The organism is Salinivibrio proteolyticus, assembly GCF_027286365.1.
Taxonomy (GTDB): Bacteria; Pseudomonadota; Gammaproteobacteria; order Enterobacterales; family Vibrionaceae; genus Salinivibrio; species Salinivibrio proteolyticus.
The window spans coordinates 680,794-694,870 of record NZ_CP114585.1 but is presented as its reverse complement, the minus strand read 5'-3'; the positions used below and the strand labels follow the sequence as shown (position 1 = coordinate 694,870).

Annotated in this window: 13 protein-coding genes; 5 read left to right on the top strand and 8 right to left on the bottom strand. The window is 48.3% G+C overall.

The window, feature by feature from the left end:
• Positions 1–53 precede the first annotated feature (53 nt).
• Both N7E60_RS17110 and edd read left to right on the top strand, forming a co-directional pair.
• Positions 54–575 (top strand): gluconokinase, encoded by a 522-nt coding sequence (locus tag N7E60_RS17110; RefSeq protein WP_269598776.1) that lies wholly within the window; start codon positions 54–56, stop codon positions 573–575.
• Positions 572–2,365, top strand: a complete 1,794-nt coding sequence (edd, locus tag N7E60_RS17105) for a phosphogluconate dehydratase (protein ID WP_269598775.1) — start codon at positions 572–574, stop codon at positions 2,363–2,365. Before N7E60_RS17110 ends, edd begins: the two co-directional genes overlap by 4 nt.
• Before the next feature lie 21 nt (positions 2,366–2,386).
• Here edd and N7E60_RS17100 read toward each other — a convergent pair whose 3' ends face one another.
• The 4 genes from N7E60_RS17100 to N7E60_RS17085 all read right to left on the bottom strand — a co-directional run bounded on the left by N7E60_RS17100 (position 2,387) and on the right by N7E60_RS17085 (position 6,594).
• Positions 2,387–3,388 carry a substrate-binding domain-containing protein gene (locus tag N7E60_RS17100; RefSeq protein WP_269598774.1) on the bottom strand — a complete coding sequence of 334 codons (1,002 nt, stop codon included), beginning with the start codon at positions 3,386–3,388 and terminating at the stop codon, positions 2,387–2,389.
• 221 nt (positions 3,389–3,609) lie between these two features.
• On the bottom strand, positions 3,610–4,023 hold the full coding sequence (gene arfB, locus N7E60_RS17095; protein ID WP_167315264.1) for an alternative ribosome rescue aminoacyl-tRNA hydrolase ArfB: 414 nt from the start codon (positions 4,021–4,023) through the stop codon (positions 3,610–3,612).
• Between the two features lie 89 nt (positions 4,024–4,112).
• Entirely contained in the window at positions 4,113–4,808 is a 696-nt protein-coding gene (locus tag N7E60_RS17090; RefSeq protein ID WP_269598773.1) for a pirin family protein, read from the bottom strand.
• Between the two features lie 163 nt (positions 4,809–4,971).
• Positions 4,972–6,594: a methyl-accepting chemotaxis protein gene (locus N7E60_RS17085; protein ID WP_269598772.1), complete on the bottom strand. Its 1,623-nt coding sequence runs from the start codon at positions 6,592–6,594 to the stop codon at positions 4,972–4,974.
• A gap of 435 nt (positions 6,595–7,029) precedes the next feature.
• Here N7E60_RS17085 and N7E60_RS17080 point away from each other — a divergent pair, with 435 nt between their 5' ends.
• Positions 7,030–8,841: an ABC transporter transmembrane domain-containing protein gene (locus tag N7E60_RS17080; RefSeq protein ID WP_269598771.1), complete on the top strand. Its 1,812-nt coding sequence runs from the start codon at positions 7,030–7,032 to the stop codon at positions 8,839–8,841.
• Here N7E60_RS17080 and N7E60_RS17075 read toward each other — a convergent pair.
• Positions 8,838–9,011 carry a DUF6435 family protein gene (locus N7E60_RS17075; RefSeq protein WP_106406577.1) on the bottom strand — a complete coding sequence of 58 codons (174 nt, stop codon included), beginning with the start codon at positions 9,009–9,011 and terminating at the stop codon, positions 8,838–8,840. The genes N7E60_RS17080 and N7E60_RS17075 overlap by 4 nt on opposite strands.
• Before the next feature lie 291 nt (positions 9,012–9,302).
• On the opposite strand from N7E60_RS17075, the gene N7E60_RS17070 reads away from it, so the two are divergent.
• Together N7E60_RS17070 and N7E60_RS17065 are read left to right on the top strand one after the other, a co-directional pair.
• Positions 9,303–9,668 carry a diacylglycerol kinase gene (locus N7E60_RS17070; protein WP_269598770.1) on the top strand — a complete coding sequence of 122 codons (366 nt, stop codon included), beginning with the start codon at positions 9,303–9,305 and terminating at the stop codon, positions 9,666–9,668.
• Positions 9,665–11,317: a phosphoethanolamine transferase gene (locus tag N7E60_RS17065; RefSeq protein ID WP_269598769.1), complete on the top strand. Its 1,653-nt coding sequence runs from the start codon at positions 9,665–9,667 to the stop codon at positions 11,315–11,317. Before N7E60_RS17070 ends, N7E60_RS17065 begins: the two co-directional genes overlap by 4 nt.
• 86 nt (positions 11,318–11,403) lie before the next feature.
• Here N7E60_RS17065 and N7E60_RS17060 read toward each other — a convergent pair whose 3' ends face one another.
• The 3 genes from N7E60_RS17060 to N7E60_RS17050 all read right to left on the bottom strand — a co-directional run bounded on the left by N7E60_RS17060 (position 11,404) and on the right by N7E60_RS17050 (position 14,066).
• On the bottom strand, positions 11,404–11,811 hold the full coding sequence (locus N7E60_RS17060; protein WP_269598768.1) for a hypothetical protein: 408 nt from the start codon (positions 11,809–11,811) through the stop codon (positions 11,404–11,406).
• Positions 11,812–11,923: 112 nt separating this feature from the next.
• Positions 11,924–12,700 carry a substrate-binding periplasmic protein gene (locus N7E60_RS17055; protein ID WP_269598767.1) on the bottom strand — a complete coding sequence of 259 codons (777 nt, stop codon included), beginning with the start codon at positions 12,698–12,700 and terminating at the stop codon, positions 11,924–11,926.
• Between the two features lie 133 nt (positions 12,701–12,833).
• Positions 12,834–14,066 carry an ISL3 family transposase gene (locus N7E60_RS17050; RefSeq protein WP_069591129.1) on the bottom strand — a complete coding sequence of 411 codons (1,233 nt, stop codon included), beginning with the start codon at positions 14,064–14,066 and terminating at the stop codon, positions 12,834–12,836.
• Positions 14,067–14,077: the final 11 nt, after the last annotated feature.

The following is a 14,077-nucleotide window of genomic DNA, read 5'->3' as shown; positions in this document are numbered from 1 at the left end:
TTGAATGCGTTATCAAAAATGAGATCTGGTTAAAATCTCGCTAAGGAGTCGGTATGGCAATTGGCAGTGTGATTGTGATGGGCGTCAGTGGCTCGGGAAAAAGCACCTTAGGCGTGAAATTGGCAGCGCGCTTAAAGGCCAAATTCATCGATGGTGATGACCTGCATCCACGGGCAAATATCGAGAAAATGGCAAGTGGGCAGCCACTTGACGATGATGACCGCACGCCATGGCTATGCCGGATCCGTGACGCTGCTTTTAGTCTCGAACACAAACAAGAATATGGGGTGATTGTATGCTCTGCCTTGAAGCGTCGTTATCGCGATCTCATTCGTGAGGGCAATCAGAACGTCACTTTTTTGTTTCTCGACGGCGATTATGCACTGATCCTCGCAAGACTCAGAGCGCGCAAAGGGCATTTTATGAAAACCCATATGCTGGATAGCCAGTTTACGACGTTGGAGGCGCCGGGTGACGATGAGCCTGATGTTGTCCGCGTTGCCATTGATGCAGACATCGATACTGTGGTGACACGTGCCGTGCATGCCTTAGCAGCCATGGAGGATCGGAAATGACACACCCGACTTTAATGGCCGTGACAGAGGCGTTACGCCAGCGCAGCCAACCGACGCGCACCGCATTTTTGCGTCAGACTCAACAGCAAGCTGATACAGGGAAAGCGCGCACCACCCTATCTTGCGGCAACATGGCTCACGCCGTGGCGGCGTCGTGTCAACAAGATAAACAACACATGCTGGATATGACCACCGCCAATGTGGCGATTATCAGCGCCTATAACGATATGCTTAGCGCGCACGCGCCCTATGCTGACTACCCTGAACAAATCAAAGCGGCGCTTCAACCTTTGGGCCACACGGCGCAAGTCGCAGGCTGTGTGCCCGCGATGTGTGATGGTGTCACACAGGGGCAGCCGGGAATGGAGATGTCCTTGTTTTCACGTGATGTGATTGCTCAGGCAACCGCGATATCGCTGAGTCATAACGTATATGATGCAACATTGCTGCTTGGCGTCTGTGATAAAATTGCCCCCGGGCAATTGATGGGAGCGCTCGCTTATGCCCATTTGCCGACCTTATTTGTACCCTCCGGCCCAATGGCCTCGGGGACAAGTAACGAAGAAAAAGTCGCGGTGCGCCAAGCCTATGCGGCAGGCAATCTTGGCAAAGAAGCTTTATTGACCATGGAATGCCAAGCTTATCATAGCTCGGGAACCTGTACTTTCTATGGCACGGCCAACACCAATCAACTGGTGCTTGAAGCTATGGGATTGATTCTTCCCGGTGCGGGGTTTGTTGCCCCCAATTCAGCATTACGCCAAGCGCTGACCCGCTATGCGGCAACAGCGTTAGCTTCCCAATGTGCGGGAAGTGCGAATTACCGACCACTCGCCGATGTGGTGACCGAAAAAAGCGTGGTAAACGGTGTGGTCGCGTTGTTGGCCTCGGGCGGCAGCACCAACCATACGATTCACTTGGTGGCGATGGCGCGTGCCGCTGGCATCATCCTAACCTGGGAAGATATGGATGCGCTTTCTCATGTTGTGCCCTTACTGGCTCGGGTCTACCCCAATGGACCCGCTGATATTAATGCCTTTGAGGCGGCAGGGGGCGTGCCCACGCTGATGGCGCATCTGCATTCGCTTGGATTACTGCATGCGGACACTGTGCCTGCTATCGGCCAGTTTAGCGACCAGCTGACCACACCACGATTAGATAAGGGGCAGCTTGTTTGGGAAACTGCCACCCCATCAACCGATACAGCGGTCATCGCCCAGCCCGGTTCACACTTCAGTGCAACCAGTGGTTTGCGCATGCTGTCTGGCAATATGGGTAATGCAGTGATCAAAGTCTCTGCCGTGGATCCTGCGCACCGTGTGGTTTGTGCGCCCGCGCGGGTGTTTGATTGTCAGCACCAAGTCGAGCAGGCTTATCAGCGTGGTGAGCTCAACCAAGATGTGATTGTGGTGGTGCGCTTTAATGGCCCCGCCGCGAATGGCATGCCAGAGCTGCATAAGCTCATGCCTATTCTTGGCAATGTGCAAAAAATGGGTTATCAGGTCGCATTGGTGACAGATGGTCGGTTGTCGGGCGCATCGGGCAAGGTCCCTGCGGCGTTGCACGTCTGTCCTGAAGCCATGCATGGCGGTGCATTGGCGGGTGTGCAAGACGGCGATCTGATCACATTGGACGCGAAGGCTGGCGAGTTGACTTGCCATGCTGATTTATCTCAGCGTCCCGTAGCAGAGCCGCCTCAAGCGGCTCATACGTGGGGACGAGATTGGTTTGCTGCGGCGCGTCAGCAGGTATCACGCGCTGACGAGGGAGCGAGCTATTTATTCTCGTGATCGCCTAGTTAACGGCGATGGTTATAAGCTGCCGCCGCTTGTGATGGTGTGTGGAACAGCTTGTATTTTTTCGGCGATAGTTTCGCCGCTTAACGCTTGAATCAACAGTGTCGCAGCGCGCTCACCAATCAAATCACGCGGCGTCGCGACGCTCGTCAGTGTAGGACTGACCACAGTGCCAATATCGAGCGCATTGTAACCAACAATACTGAGGGTTTGCGGAACAGCAATGCCTTTGGCACGACACGCAAGTAACGCACCGACGGCGAGGTCATCATTGGTACAAAACAGCCCGTCACAGTTGGGATACTGAGCCAAGGTTTGGTTAAGTAAGGTTTCGCCCAAGCTAAATGAAGAATGCTCTTCGGTGGCAACACAGCAAGGTGCCAGTCCTGCCTGTATCATCGCGCGTTCGTACCCTTGTTGCCGCAGCTGAGTACGGGTATCTAACCGAGCCGCCAAGTACACGATCTGCGCTTTCCCTTTATTGATCATGGCTTGAACCGCATCATAAGCGGCTTGCTCATGATCAAGCCCAACGGCCATATCAATTGGCTTTTCTGGAAGCTCCATTGTCTCTACCACAGGAACAGCGGCAGTCTTTAGCATTTGTAACGTGCGTGGGGTGTGGTTAGTTTCAGTGAGGATCAAGCCATCCACTTGATAAGACAGCAAAGAGGCAATTTTCTCTTCCTCTGCCTGTTCGCTATAACCGGCGTGCGTAATCAAAATGTCGTAGCCATGCGCTTTGGTGACGCGTTCAATTCCCTGTACTAAATGAGCAAAGACTTGGTTAGACAGCGAGGGCAGTACAATACCAATGGCTTTACTTGATGATTTAGACAGCATCGCAGGGACGCGATTTTGAATGTACCCCAACTCTTCAATCACCGTCGCAATTTTGTCGCGTGTCGCGGGTGCAACTGACTCCGGATTGCGCATATAGCGAGAGACTGTCATTTTGGTCATCCCAACGCGATCGGCAATATCTTGTAAAGTAGCGCGATTTCTTTTGTCTTTCATCTCAATGCACTAGCTGAAAATGTTACTTGTAACATTAGAGCAATCCGATGTCGGATAAGCAAGCAAAAAGGCGTCTAAGGGGTTAGATATGCGCGCAAGATGGGTGGGGTCTCGCTGCATTATGAGGCATCCAAAGGTGTCCAAGACATCAACCGTCAAGCGGATGCGAATTTGTATGCGGCGAAAGCGGGGGGTCGGAATAAAGTGGTGGCGTGAAATGGTTAAGGCGCCACCTTGCCACGTAGCGATTTGGTTTGGCTCTTACGTTTTTTCGCATCCACGCGACGGCGCTGTGAGGCCTTGGTGGGCTTAGTGGGTTTACGTTTTTTCTGTTCTACCATCGCGCTTTTGATCAATGCCTGCAAGCGCTCTAGCGCATCCTCTCGGTTTAATTCTTGAGTGCGATAGTTTTGCGCTTTTATTACCACGACGCCCTCTTTGGAGATGCGCGAATCAGACAGAGCCATTAATCTGGCTTTGTACGCATCAGGCAGTGATGAGGCTTGGATATCAAAGCGTAGATGAATGGCGCTAGATACTTTGTTGACGTTTTGCCCGCCTTTCCCAGCGGCGCGGATGGCCGTGAGCTCAATTTCATTGTCGGGAATCGCCACCTTATTCGATAGAGTGAGCATTCAACCTCTCATGCATGAAGAAAGGGCGCAGTGTACACAGAATAAGGCTTGCGGCGCAAATAGACCGGCAGGCCAGCTGAATCCGCGCGTTAGGGGAGATCAAACACCAGTGCTTGGCTGGTTTCGTTACCCTTATTGCGGAAGGTTATATGATGGATATCTTCAATTTTTGTGCCATCGCCGGGGGCCAGAGATGTCGTTTCAACGTCGAGCGTGCCCGCGACCTGATGCACATAGGCATGGCGTCCAGCTTCCAATGCCAAGGTAGCCGATTCACTGGGCGGTAGAATCAGCTGTAGCAAACGCGCATCTTGTTTGATGTGTAAGGTGCCATCTTCCCCAGTTGGGGTCGCGATAACGGTAAAGCCAGCCTGCTTACCAAAATCTTTTTGCTGATAGCACGGCTCTCCGCCTTGCTCATTGGGCTCAATCCAGATTTGCAGAAAGCGTAAAGCTTGGGTTGACGAGGCATTATACTCGCTATGATAAATACCGCGCCCCGCCGACATCAGCTGGAACTCACCAGCGGGTAGGGTTTGTCGGTTGCCTTGGCTATCTTTGTGTTCGATTTCCCCTTCCAGCACCAGACTGATGATTTCCATATCACGGTGTCCGTGGGTATCAAAGCCTGCGGCGGGCGAGACGATATCATCGTTGATCACACGCAGTGCAGAGAAGCCCATATGATGGGGATCGTAATAGCTACCAAATGAAAAAGTATGGCGGCTTTGTAGCCAGCCAAAGTTGGCCTGACCGCGATCGCTGGCATGACGTACTGTGATCATAATGCTTCTCCTCACTAATTCGATGTTGAACAGCGGTAACGCTGAACAATAAATGCAGTGTAGAAACAAAGACGCCGTGCGAACACGGCGTAAGATTGAGCATCTTGTTCTAAAATGTTGATCGAGTATCGTGCAGAAGAGATAGCACGCATCGGGTATTGTATTAAAGCTTAAATGTTTCAATTCGTGCTTTTAAGTTATGCGCAAGATTGCTGATTTGGTCGCAGGCAATCGCTGTTTGCGTTGCCCCCTCGGCCATTTCGGTTGACGCGCTATTAATGTTTTCAACACTGCGGTTGAGCTCGTTAGAGACAGAACTTTGCTCACTGCAGGCGGTGGCAATTTGTGTGCTGCGTTGGGCGATATCATCAACAGAGACTTCAATTTCCCGCATTTGTTCGCCGGTATCGCTGACCGTTTCTACACATTGCGTAATACCAGTTTGGCACTCATAGCTAGACTCGCGAACTTTGGTGGTATTATCTTGCAATGTCTCGATGGTATTAACGATTTGCTCTGTCGATTCTTGTGTGCGCTGTGCTAGCGAACGTACTTCATCAGCGACGACCGCAAATCCCCGGCCTTGTTCACCGGCACGGGCTGCTTCTATCGCCGCATTCAAAGCAAGTAAATTAGTCTGCTCGGCAATACCACGAATAACATCAACTACCACATTAATATCTTCGGAGCTTGTTTTAAGTTGCTCTGTTAACGTCTCTGACTCTTGCATTAACCCAGAAACACGTTCGATAATGCTAATCGCATCGGCTAATGAGCCACTCCCTTTTTTGGCTATGTCCGCTGCAGAATACGCTGACGTTGCACCTTCTTCGGTATTCTGCGCCACTTCACTGACGGCAGCTTGCATCTGGGTCATCGCAGACGCCACCGAACCAAGCTCTTGCTGCTGGTTTTGCATACCTGACGCATTTTGAGATGAAATCGCACTTACCTCTTCAACGGCGGCGGTTAGCTGAATGGTAGAGTCGTTAATTTCTGATACCAATCCGTGAAGATTGTTTTGCATCGTCACCAATTCTTTGAGTAGGGTACCAAGCTCATCTTTAGATAAGTCCTTCTCATCAAATTTGTTGTTGAGCTGCCCTTTGGCAATACTCGAGGCAAACGCGAGTGCTTTATCAATTGGGCGAGAGATAGCGCGAGAGAGTATCAGGGTCGACGCTAAGATGACCAACACAATCACCAAAGTACCAATTGCTGAATTGATTTGAGCGGTACGAGCCTCTCGGTTTGCGCTTTCGATAATTTCACTTACTCGCTTATCATTCAGTTTGAGGGCCTGGTTCAGATCGTCTAATGCACTGACGTATGTATCAAAACTGGCTAACACGATCTGATTGGCTTCATCGCTATCTCCGCTTTTAAGCAAGCGGTTGTATGACTGTGTTTCTTGAATATATTGACGCCAAGTTTTCTTGAACGTCGTAAATGACTGGCGTTCTTCCGAGGTTAAACCTAACGCTTCATAAGCCTTAATACCTGCTTGCACATCGGCGCGCCATTGATCAAGTTTGTTAAGCCATTGTGGTATGTTAGGGTGATCACTGTTTGGGAGTAACGAAAATTCATCTTTACGGACCTTGGTGACATCCACCTGGATCCCTTTCAATATATCTACTGAAGGTAAACTTTTATTCGACAGTTGTTTAATGTCATTAGTTAGGTTTGATAAACCCATCATAAAGATAAAGGCAACCGAAGCAAAAACGATAAAAACGGCGATAAAGCTGAGCCATATTTTTTTGGCAACACTAAGATCTTTCATTATCTGCTTTCCTGTTCATCGCGCTTACGAATCAGCGCAAAGGTGTTTTATAACAATATCAAGCTTAAGCGTAGACGATTTAGTGATAGTGATGATTATTAATCAGTGGATGCCTGAGTGATGTACTGTCAGGTTAAGGAACATGAATGCTATGAAGCGGGCCTGCGATAGGAGAAGGCTTAGATCCGCATTGGCGCATTAAGCCAACAGGGCCGCAGAAAGACACTTGCACGTTGTCTCTGCTAAAGATATCGCTTAACTTACTGATATCCATCCATCCGGTATGATCAAAGTCTTGCCCCTATTGATTCGATGGTTGAGGTTGGTTATATCAAATGTGCGTCTGAATATGTGAATGTTGACACGTGAGGGTGCAGCGAGTTAATGATCCTACTCACCCGCCCTTAACATGCAAGGACAGCATTAAGTGAACTTATGGCAAATCAAACCGCAACGGATACCTCATCGAAACAATCTGCCGTGAATCGCAAGAGTAAAAACCTGACTATATTGTGGGAGTTTATTGCGTTTATCCGCCCTTACCGTTGGCAAGTGAGTGCGGCCTTGCTGGCCTTAGTGTTTACTGCATCACTAACGCTGTCGGTTGGACACGGCGTTCGGCTTTTGATCGACCAAGGTTTTGCGCAGCAATCACTGGTTGAGCTGGGGAATGCGGTACAGTTTATTTTGCTGATCACGGTATTAATCGCGATCGGCACCTTTTTCCGATTCTATCTGGTGTCGTCAGTGGGTGAGCGGGTCAGTGCCGATATTCGCCAAGCAGTGTTTGATCATGTAATTGGCTTACATCCGAGCTATTTTGAAACCCACGGTAGTGGCGAAATCATGTCGCGGATCACCACAGATACCAGCTTGCTGCAAAATATTATCGGTTCCTCCTTCTCCATGGCGATGCGCAGTGCGCTGATGTGTGTGGGCGCCATCATCATGCTGTTTGCCACCAATATTAAATTGACCTTGATTGTGCTGGCCTCCGTGCCTTTTATTTTGGTGCCAATACTTATCTATGGCCGTCGTGTGCGGGCGCTGTCGCGGCAAAGCCAAGATTCGATGGCGGATGTAGGCAGCTATGCCGGTGAAGCCATCACCAATATTAAAACCGTGCAAAGCTTCGCGGTAGAAGATCACGCCAAAGCCGCATTTGGACAAGAGGTGGAGCGTGCTTATCAGATCGGGCGCGAGCGCGTGAAGCAACGAGCCATTCTTATTTCCGGCGTGATCGTGATTGTGTTTAGCGCCATTACTGGCATGTTATGGGTCGGTGGTCGCGATGTGATTCAAGGCACCATGTCGGCAGGCGATTTGGGCGCCTTTGTGTTTTTCGCCATCATGGTTGCCTCTTCCATGGCCACCTTGTCGGAAGTGATGGGGGAGTTGCAGCGCGCGGCTGGCGCGACGGAGCGCTTGGTGGAGCTGTTGCACGTGCAAAGCCATATTCGCACTCCTTCTACCTCACCGAGTGTCGATGCCCAATCACTGAGCAATGATATTCGCTTTGAAGCGGTGCATTTTCATTATCCCACGCGGCCCCATCAACCGGCGATTGATACGCTGAACCTTGCTATTCAGCCCGGTGAAGTCGTGGCGTTAGTAGGGCCGTCGGGAGCGGGGAAAACCACCGTATTTGAGTTATTGCAACGCTTCTACGATCCGCAAACAGGCGCGATTATGCTGGGCGGACAAGATATCCGCAGCTTGTCCCCGCAAGCGTTGCGCCAACAAATGGCTCTGGTGCCACAACAACCCGCCCTGTTCAGCGATGATGTGATAGGTAACATCCGCTACGGCAGGCCAGATGCCAGTGAGCAAGCCGTGAAAGAGGCAGCCATTCAAGCGCACGCTGATGCCTTTATTCAGCAATTACCGGATGGTTATCACAGCTTTTTAGGTGAGCGAGGCGTGCGGCTTTCGGGCGGCCAACGACAGCGAATTGCGATTGCCCGCGCAATTCTTAAGGACCCACGGATTTTATTGCTCGATGAAGCGACCAGTGCCCTTGATAGCGAAAGTGAGCATGCGGTGCAGCAAGGCTTGGCGGCTTTAATGCGGGACCGCACTACCCTGATTATCGCCCACCGCTTATCGACCATTCAGCACGCTGACCGCATTGTAGTGATGGCTCAAGGTAAGCTTGTTGATGTAGGCAGCCATACCGACTTGCTGGCACGCTGCCCTTTGTACCAGCGCTTGGTAAAACGGCAGTTTAGCCATGTCTCAAATGGCTAAGCGTTGTTTTCCAATTCTTTGATTTGTTGGTCAATCTTTTCCGCTTCTTCGGTAAGCAGTGAATAGCCACGGATATCGCCGTTGCGCTGCGCCTGAAAGGCTTGTTGCTGCTTAGCTTCATACTGTTTTTTAAGCTTTTTAACCGGATTCGGCTTTAAAAATGAGAGCATGTCGTGTCCTTATTTGAGGGTTACGGGTATCACTACGACCTAACCTCTTGATTGGATGACAGCGACTGTGCATTAGTACTTATCGTATCCACTTTTTATCGTGGAATGAGTCTGGCTAAATAAATAGATATCTTGCCCGTTTATTTAGATGGCGGGATATTACTCATCTTGCTCACCACGTTTCCCTATGACCGACAAACGATGACACAGCCATACAAAGTATGGACAGAGTGTTTAAGTCTATTTCTATATATTCAATCACTCCTCAAATAGCCAGATAGTAAAAATAATATGAAACCAGGGAAAACCGGCATTTATCGAATGATAGATGCGACCGGTTATTCAGTGATGGGGTTAAAGTCGGCGTGGAAGTCTGAAGCGGCATTCAGGCAAGAGTGTGTGATGGCTTTTGTTCTTATGATTACAGCCTATTTTATTCCAGTTACATCGATCGAACGCATTTTAATGATAGGGAGTTTAGGGCTTGTCCTTATTGTTGAGTTATTGAACTCCGCCATCGAAGCTGCGATAGACCGTATTGGGGATGAGTGGCACGCATATAGTAAGAAAGCGAAAGATATTGGCTCATCTGCCGTGCTTTTTTCAATTGTTCTCACCCTGTTTGTGTGGGTGTCATGTGTGGTGAATATAAAATGATAAAAAGTCAGAATCATACAAGCGGAATAAGCATCACAATGTTTACCACGTTGGTCGCAATCTACTTTTCCGTCGTGATAAATGTTCCCTTTTATAAAGATTTGCAAAGTATTTTTTCATCGCTTGAAGAGGTGAAGACCGGCTTTGTTATTTCTATCCCTCTGTTCTTGTTCTTTTCTTTAAATATTGTGTTCTCATTATTTTCTTGGCCAAAGCTTACCAAGCCATTTTTTATTGTCTTAGTGCTTTTATCCAGTATTGTTTGCTATGCAGAATACAATTACGGAGTCATGTTTGATGTTGATATGATAACCAATATTGTAGAAACCGATACCGGAGAGGCAAGGGCGTATTTAAGTTTCTATGCACTTATTTGGGTGCTGGCCATTGGTGTGACTCCCGCTATCTTTATGATGCGCTGTACTATTCAGCCTGCGGGGAAAATGTGGCTTCCTCTATTACGGGATAAGCTAATATCCATTACTGTATCGTTAATCGCTCTAGCGATTATATTTGTTTTTTACTACCAAGATTATGCATCGGTAGGCAGAAATAACAGCTACCTTAGAAAACTGATTATACCGACACAATATGTTTACAGTATATCGGGATATGTGAAAGAGCGATTTTTTTCCGCGCCGATACCATACGTGAAATTGGGCGACGATGCGAAGCAATCAGAATTGGCGATTGATCAGTCATTGGATAAACCTAGCGTATTCATTTTCGTGGTCGGTGAAACTGCACGGACTCAGAACTATCAGGCCAATGGTTATGATAGAGAGACGAATCCTTATACCGCTTTGAAGAATGTTATTTCATTTAATGATGTTTCCTCGTGTGGTACGGCGACGGCGATTTCTGTTCCTTGTATGTTTTCAAACCTATCTCATCATACATTCGACCGCGATATCGCTGATCATCAAGATAATTTACTCGATATATTAAAACGAGCTGGGATTGATGTGTTATGGAAAGAAAATGATGGCGGTGATAAAGGGGTGGCTAAAAATGTAAGGTACATAGAAATCGATAGGCATAGAAAAGACGAATTTTGTAATGGAAGTACATGCTACGATATGGCCCTTGTTGAAGGTATGAATAAAGATATCGATGAAATGAAAGGCAATCGTGTGATATTCTTGCATCTTATTGGTAGTCATGGCCCAACGTACTTTCAGCGCTACCCCAAAGACATGGCATATTTTCAGCCTGACTGTGCGCGTTCAGATATTGAAAACTGCGAGAAAGAAAATATCATTAATAGTTATGATAATACTATCCGATATACTGACTATGTGTTGAGCAACGTTATTGAAACATTGAAGGAAAAAAATGATCAGTATAATACCGCGATGATGTATGTCTCTGATCATGGTGAATCATTGGGAGAGAATGGTGTTTACTTGCATGGTCTTCCGTACCGTTTTGCGCCCGACTATCAAAAGAAAGTACCGCTAATGGTATGGCTCTCCGATGGTTTTAAGCAAGCCAAGTCTATCAACGCCTCGTGTTTGCGTGAAAAGGCGATGGAGACAGGCCATTACTCTCACGATAATATCTTTCATTCGTTACTTGGCGTGATGGACATAGAAACACGTGTCTATCAGCCCGATAATGACATATTTTCTTCATGCCGGATGCAATAGCTGAATGATAAATCATTCTTAAAAGAGGGCGAGCCTTGATAAGGCTCGCCGATGTGCATGATTTGGCGTGATGAGAATGGATCTATCTAAAATGAGTAGGTGACACCCAGCGCGCCACCAAGTTGCAGTTCTGGGCCGCCGTGGAAATTGACTTCTGGATGCACTTGACCATAAGCACTGATCTGTTTGTTGATGGCCCAATCGAGTCCAATCGGCAAACGCACGCCATAGTCGTCATCCCACTCGGCCCAGCCACCGGCGCCCACATACCAATCAACCGGGATATCGGGATTATCAAAAGTGCCGTGTTGAAAAAGGTAATCAAATGCGGTGCCGCCATTGCCGAGGGTAAAACGGTATTGATCGTCGACTTCTAGGACTGCGCTCAGTTGTTGGTCGACGGCAAGACCCGCCGAGATATTGGTTTTTTCTTTCGCCACCGCTTGAGTCGTGAGACTCAGTGTGAGTAGGAGACCGAGAGCGATAGGTTTCATAGTGTGCCTTAATGCTGCTTTTTCAGATGGCACAGAATGTAGCGATGTTAGCAGAACAATCTGTCAAGCGTTTGTCAGTCGCTTCTAAAACCTTGTGCAGGAATGTCAGCGATTAATCATTAAAAAAGTCATCAATGATCGCTTGGTACTCTCCGGTGGCTTTCATGTCTGCTAACGCGTGATCAAATTGGTCGCGCAGAGCTGATAGCCCTTGCACTTTAGAAAAGGCAATGTAACTGGGGGTGTCTTCAATCGGATGGGGGTTGATCTCGACAATACCTTTCATATTCAGCTGACTAATCAGTGCGCGTGCACCAAAATGGTTACTGAGCCACAAGCGAGATCGGCCACTTTCCAACATCCGAAGGCACTGTGGCGCGCGAGTTAGCCGGAAAACCTGATCGAATTGATTTTGCGCCAATGCAGCATCCATACGACTGCCGTAGCTGACTTGATTGATCACGCAGACGGAGTAAGCGCTAAAATTGAACGATTGAATAGCGTCTTCAGAGATACTGACATCAGGGCGATGAACAAATCGGATCCCTTGCTGAAACAAAATCTGCTCAGAGTAATCGAGAAAGGCTTCGCGCTCTGATGTTTTGAAAATGGTGAATATACCGTCCGCTAGGCCGGTTCGGACTTGATAGAGTGCTCGCGCCCATGGCAGCACTTCAATCTCGACGTCATAGCCCAGCTTGGCGAAGGTTCGACTGACCACCCGCACCGCCACACCATCCACTGGGCCATCCGAGGTTTGAATATAGGGCGGGTATTCGAGCGAGACTAAACGCACAGTTGCCGTAGCCGCATGGACCAAGCCGGTCATTCCCAACAGCAGTATCACCAACAGCACGCGTACAACAGGGCGTCGACATAAACTCAGCAAGGCTTAATCACTCTCAGTAAACTGGTGCATTGCCTTAAGTTTAGCCAGCAAGCGGTAAGGCGGGGGAAAATTTCGCTGAGATATGTGCTGTTAGGTAAGGTTTACATTGCCACACCTGTATGCATTTGGCTCTTCATCGTTCATGGTGGAAAGTCATATCAAGCCCCCCAAAATAGAACAGTATCGCTGTCTTGAACCGTTGTTTGTTTCTAAAGCCTTTGGCTCTAAGCTTCATATATTGGATTTTGGCATTTATAGCCTCCGCCAAGCCATTCGATGCCTTAAGCCGCATTGCATTAAGGATTGCTGGTAAGTGCTTTTTCACTGTCGCTGCTGCTGTCATCAATGGTTTAATTCCACTTGCTTTAACTAAAGCAAGCCACTCTAGCCATTGATTCCTTGCGCTTCTGATCGAACTTCCGTACCAGATTATTCTTGCTTGCTCTTTGAGCAACCAGCTAAGGCTTGTATCTATCATGAGTTTGGCCAATCTGTTTATACGCTCTCTCAGGCGACCGGTGAGGTTTCTATTTCTTTTGAGCCAGCCATAACGCGTTCTGTAGCACTCTCGTTTAAGGTATGGCGGTAGACGGTTAACCTCTTGCTTGCGAACATCGTCAACAGCTTTGGTGAGCACTTTTGCTACGTGGAAATGATCAACTGCAATCAGGCGTTTAGATCGTGAGCCAAAGAAGGACTCGGTTGCATTCATAAAAGCTTGGCTCATATCCATCGAGACTGAGCGGACCTGTTGTTTAGCGATGTTAGGCAGCACTCGATAGCAGTTTGCTAAGCTTTGTTCACTTTTACCGTCGGCAACAGCGAGAACTTGGCCCGTTCGGCTCGACATCACAGTGACATAATCATGCCCTCGGCAAAAGGCAGTTTCGTCTACCAACAGATCTTCTACCTTATTTAAATTTCTCCGGGCGAGCCCTCGTGAAACAGCCCTTTTCATTATCCGATCAATGGCTCCCCAACTCAGTCGAAAGGCTTTAGATACAGAGTGAAGAGAAGTGAACTGAAGTGTTTCAATAATCTTTGTCTCGAAGAGTTCGGTATAGCGACTACTAGGAGATGCCCAAGGAACAGAAATGGTCTGAACCCCGTGCTTTGGACAGTCAGCACGTGGAACTTGGGCCTCAAGATATGTTTCGTATTGGCATGTATCCAAATGACGCCATATCCGCTTTCGAGAGTCATGCTTTCTTACCACTTTCGAGCATGTTGGACAAGCAACGCCTGAAGGACTTTCGTACATGATGGTCACGGTAATACGCTGGCTCTTTTTATCCACCTGGACAGAGTCGACAGTCCATGGCGGAGTCAGTCCAAGGATCGCTTGATAGAGTGCTGTATCTTTCATCTGATTCAGGG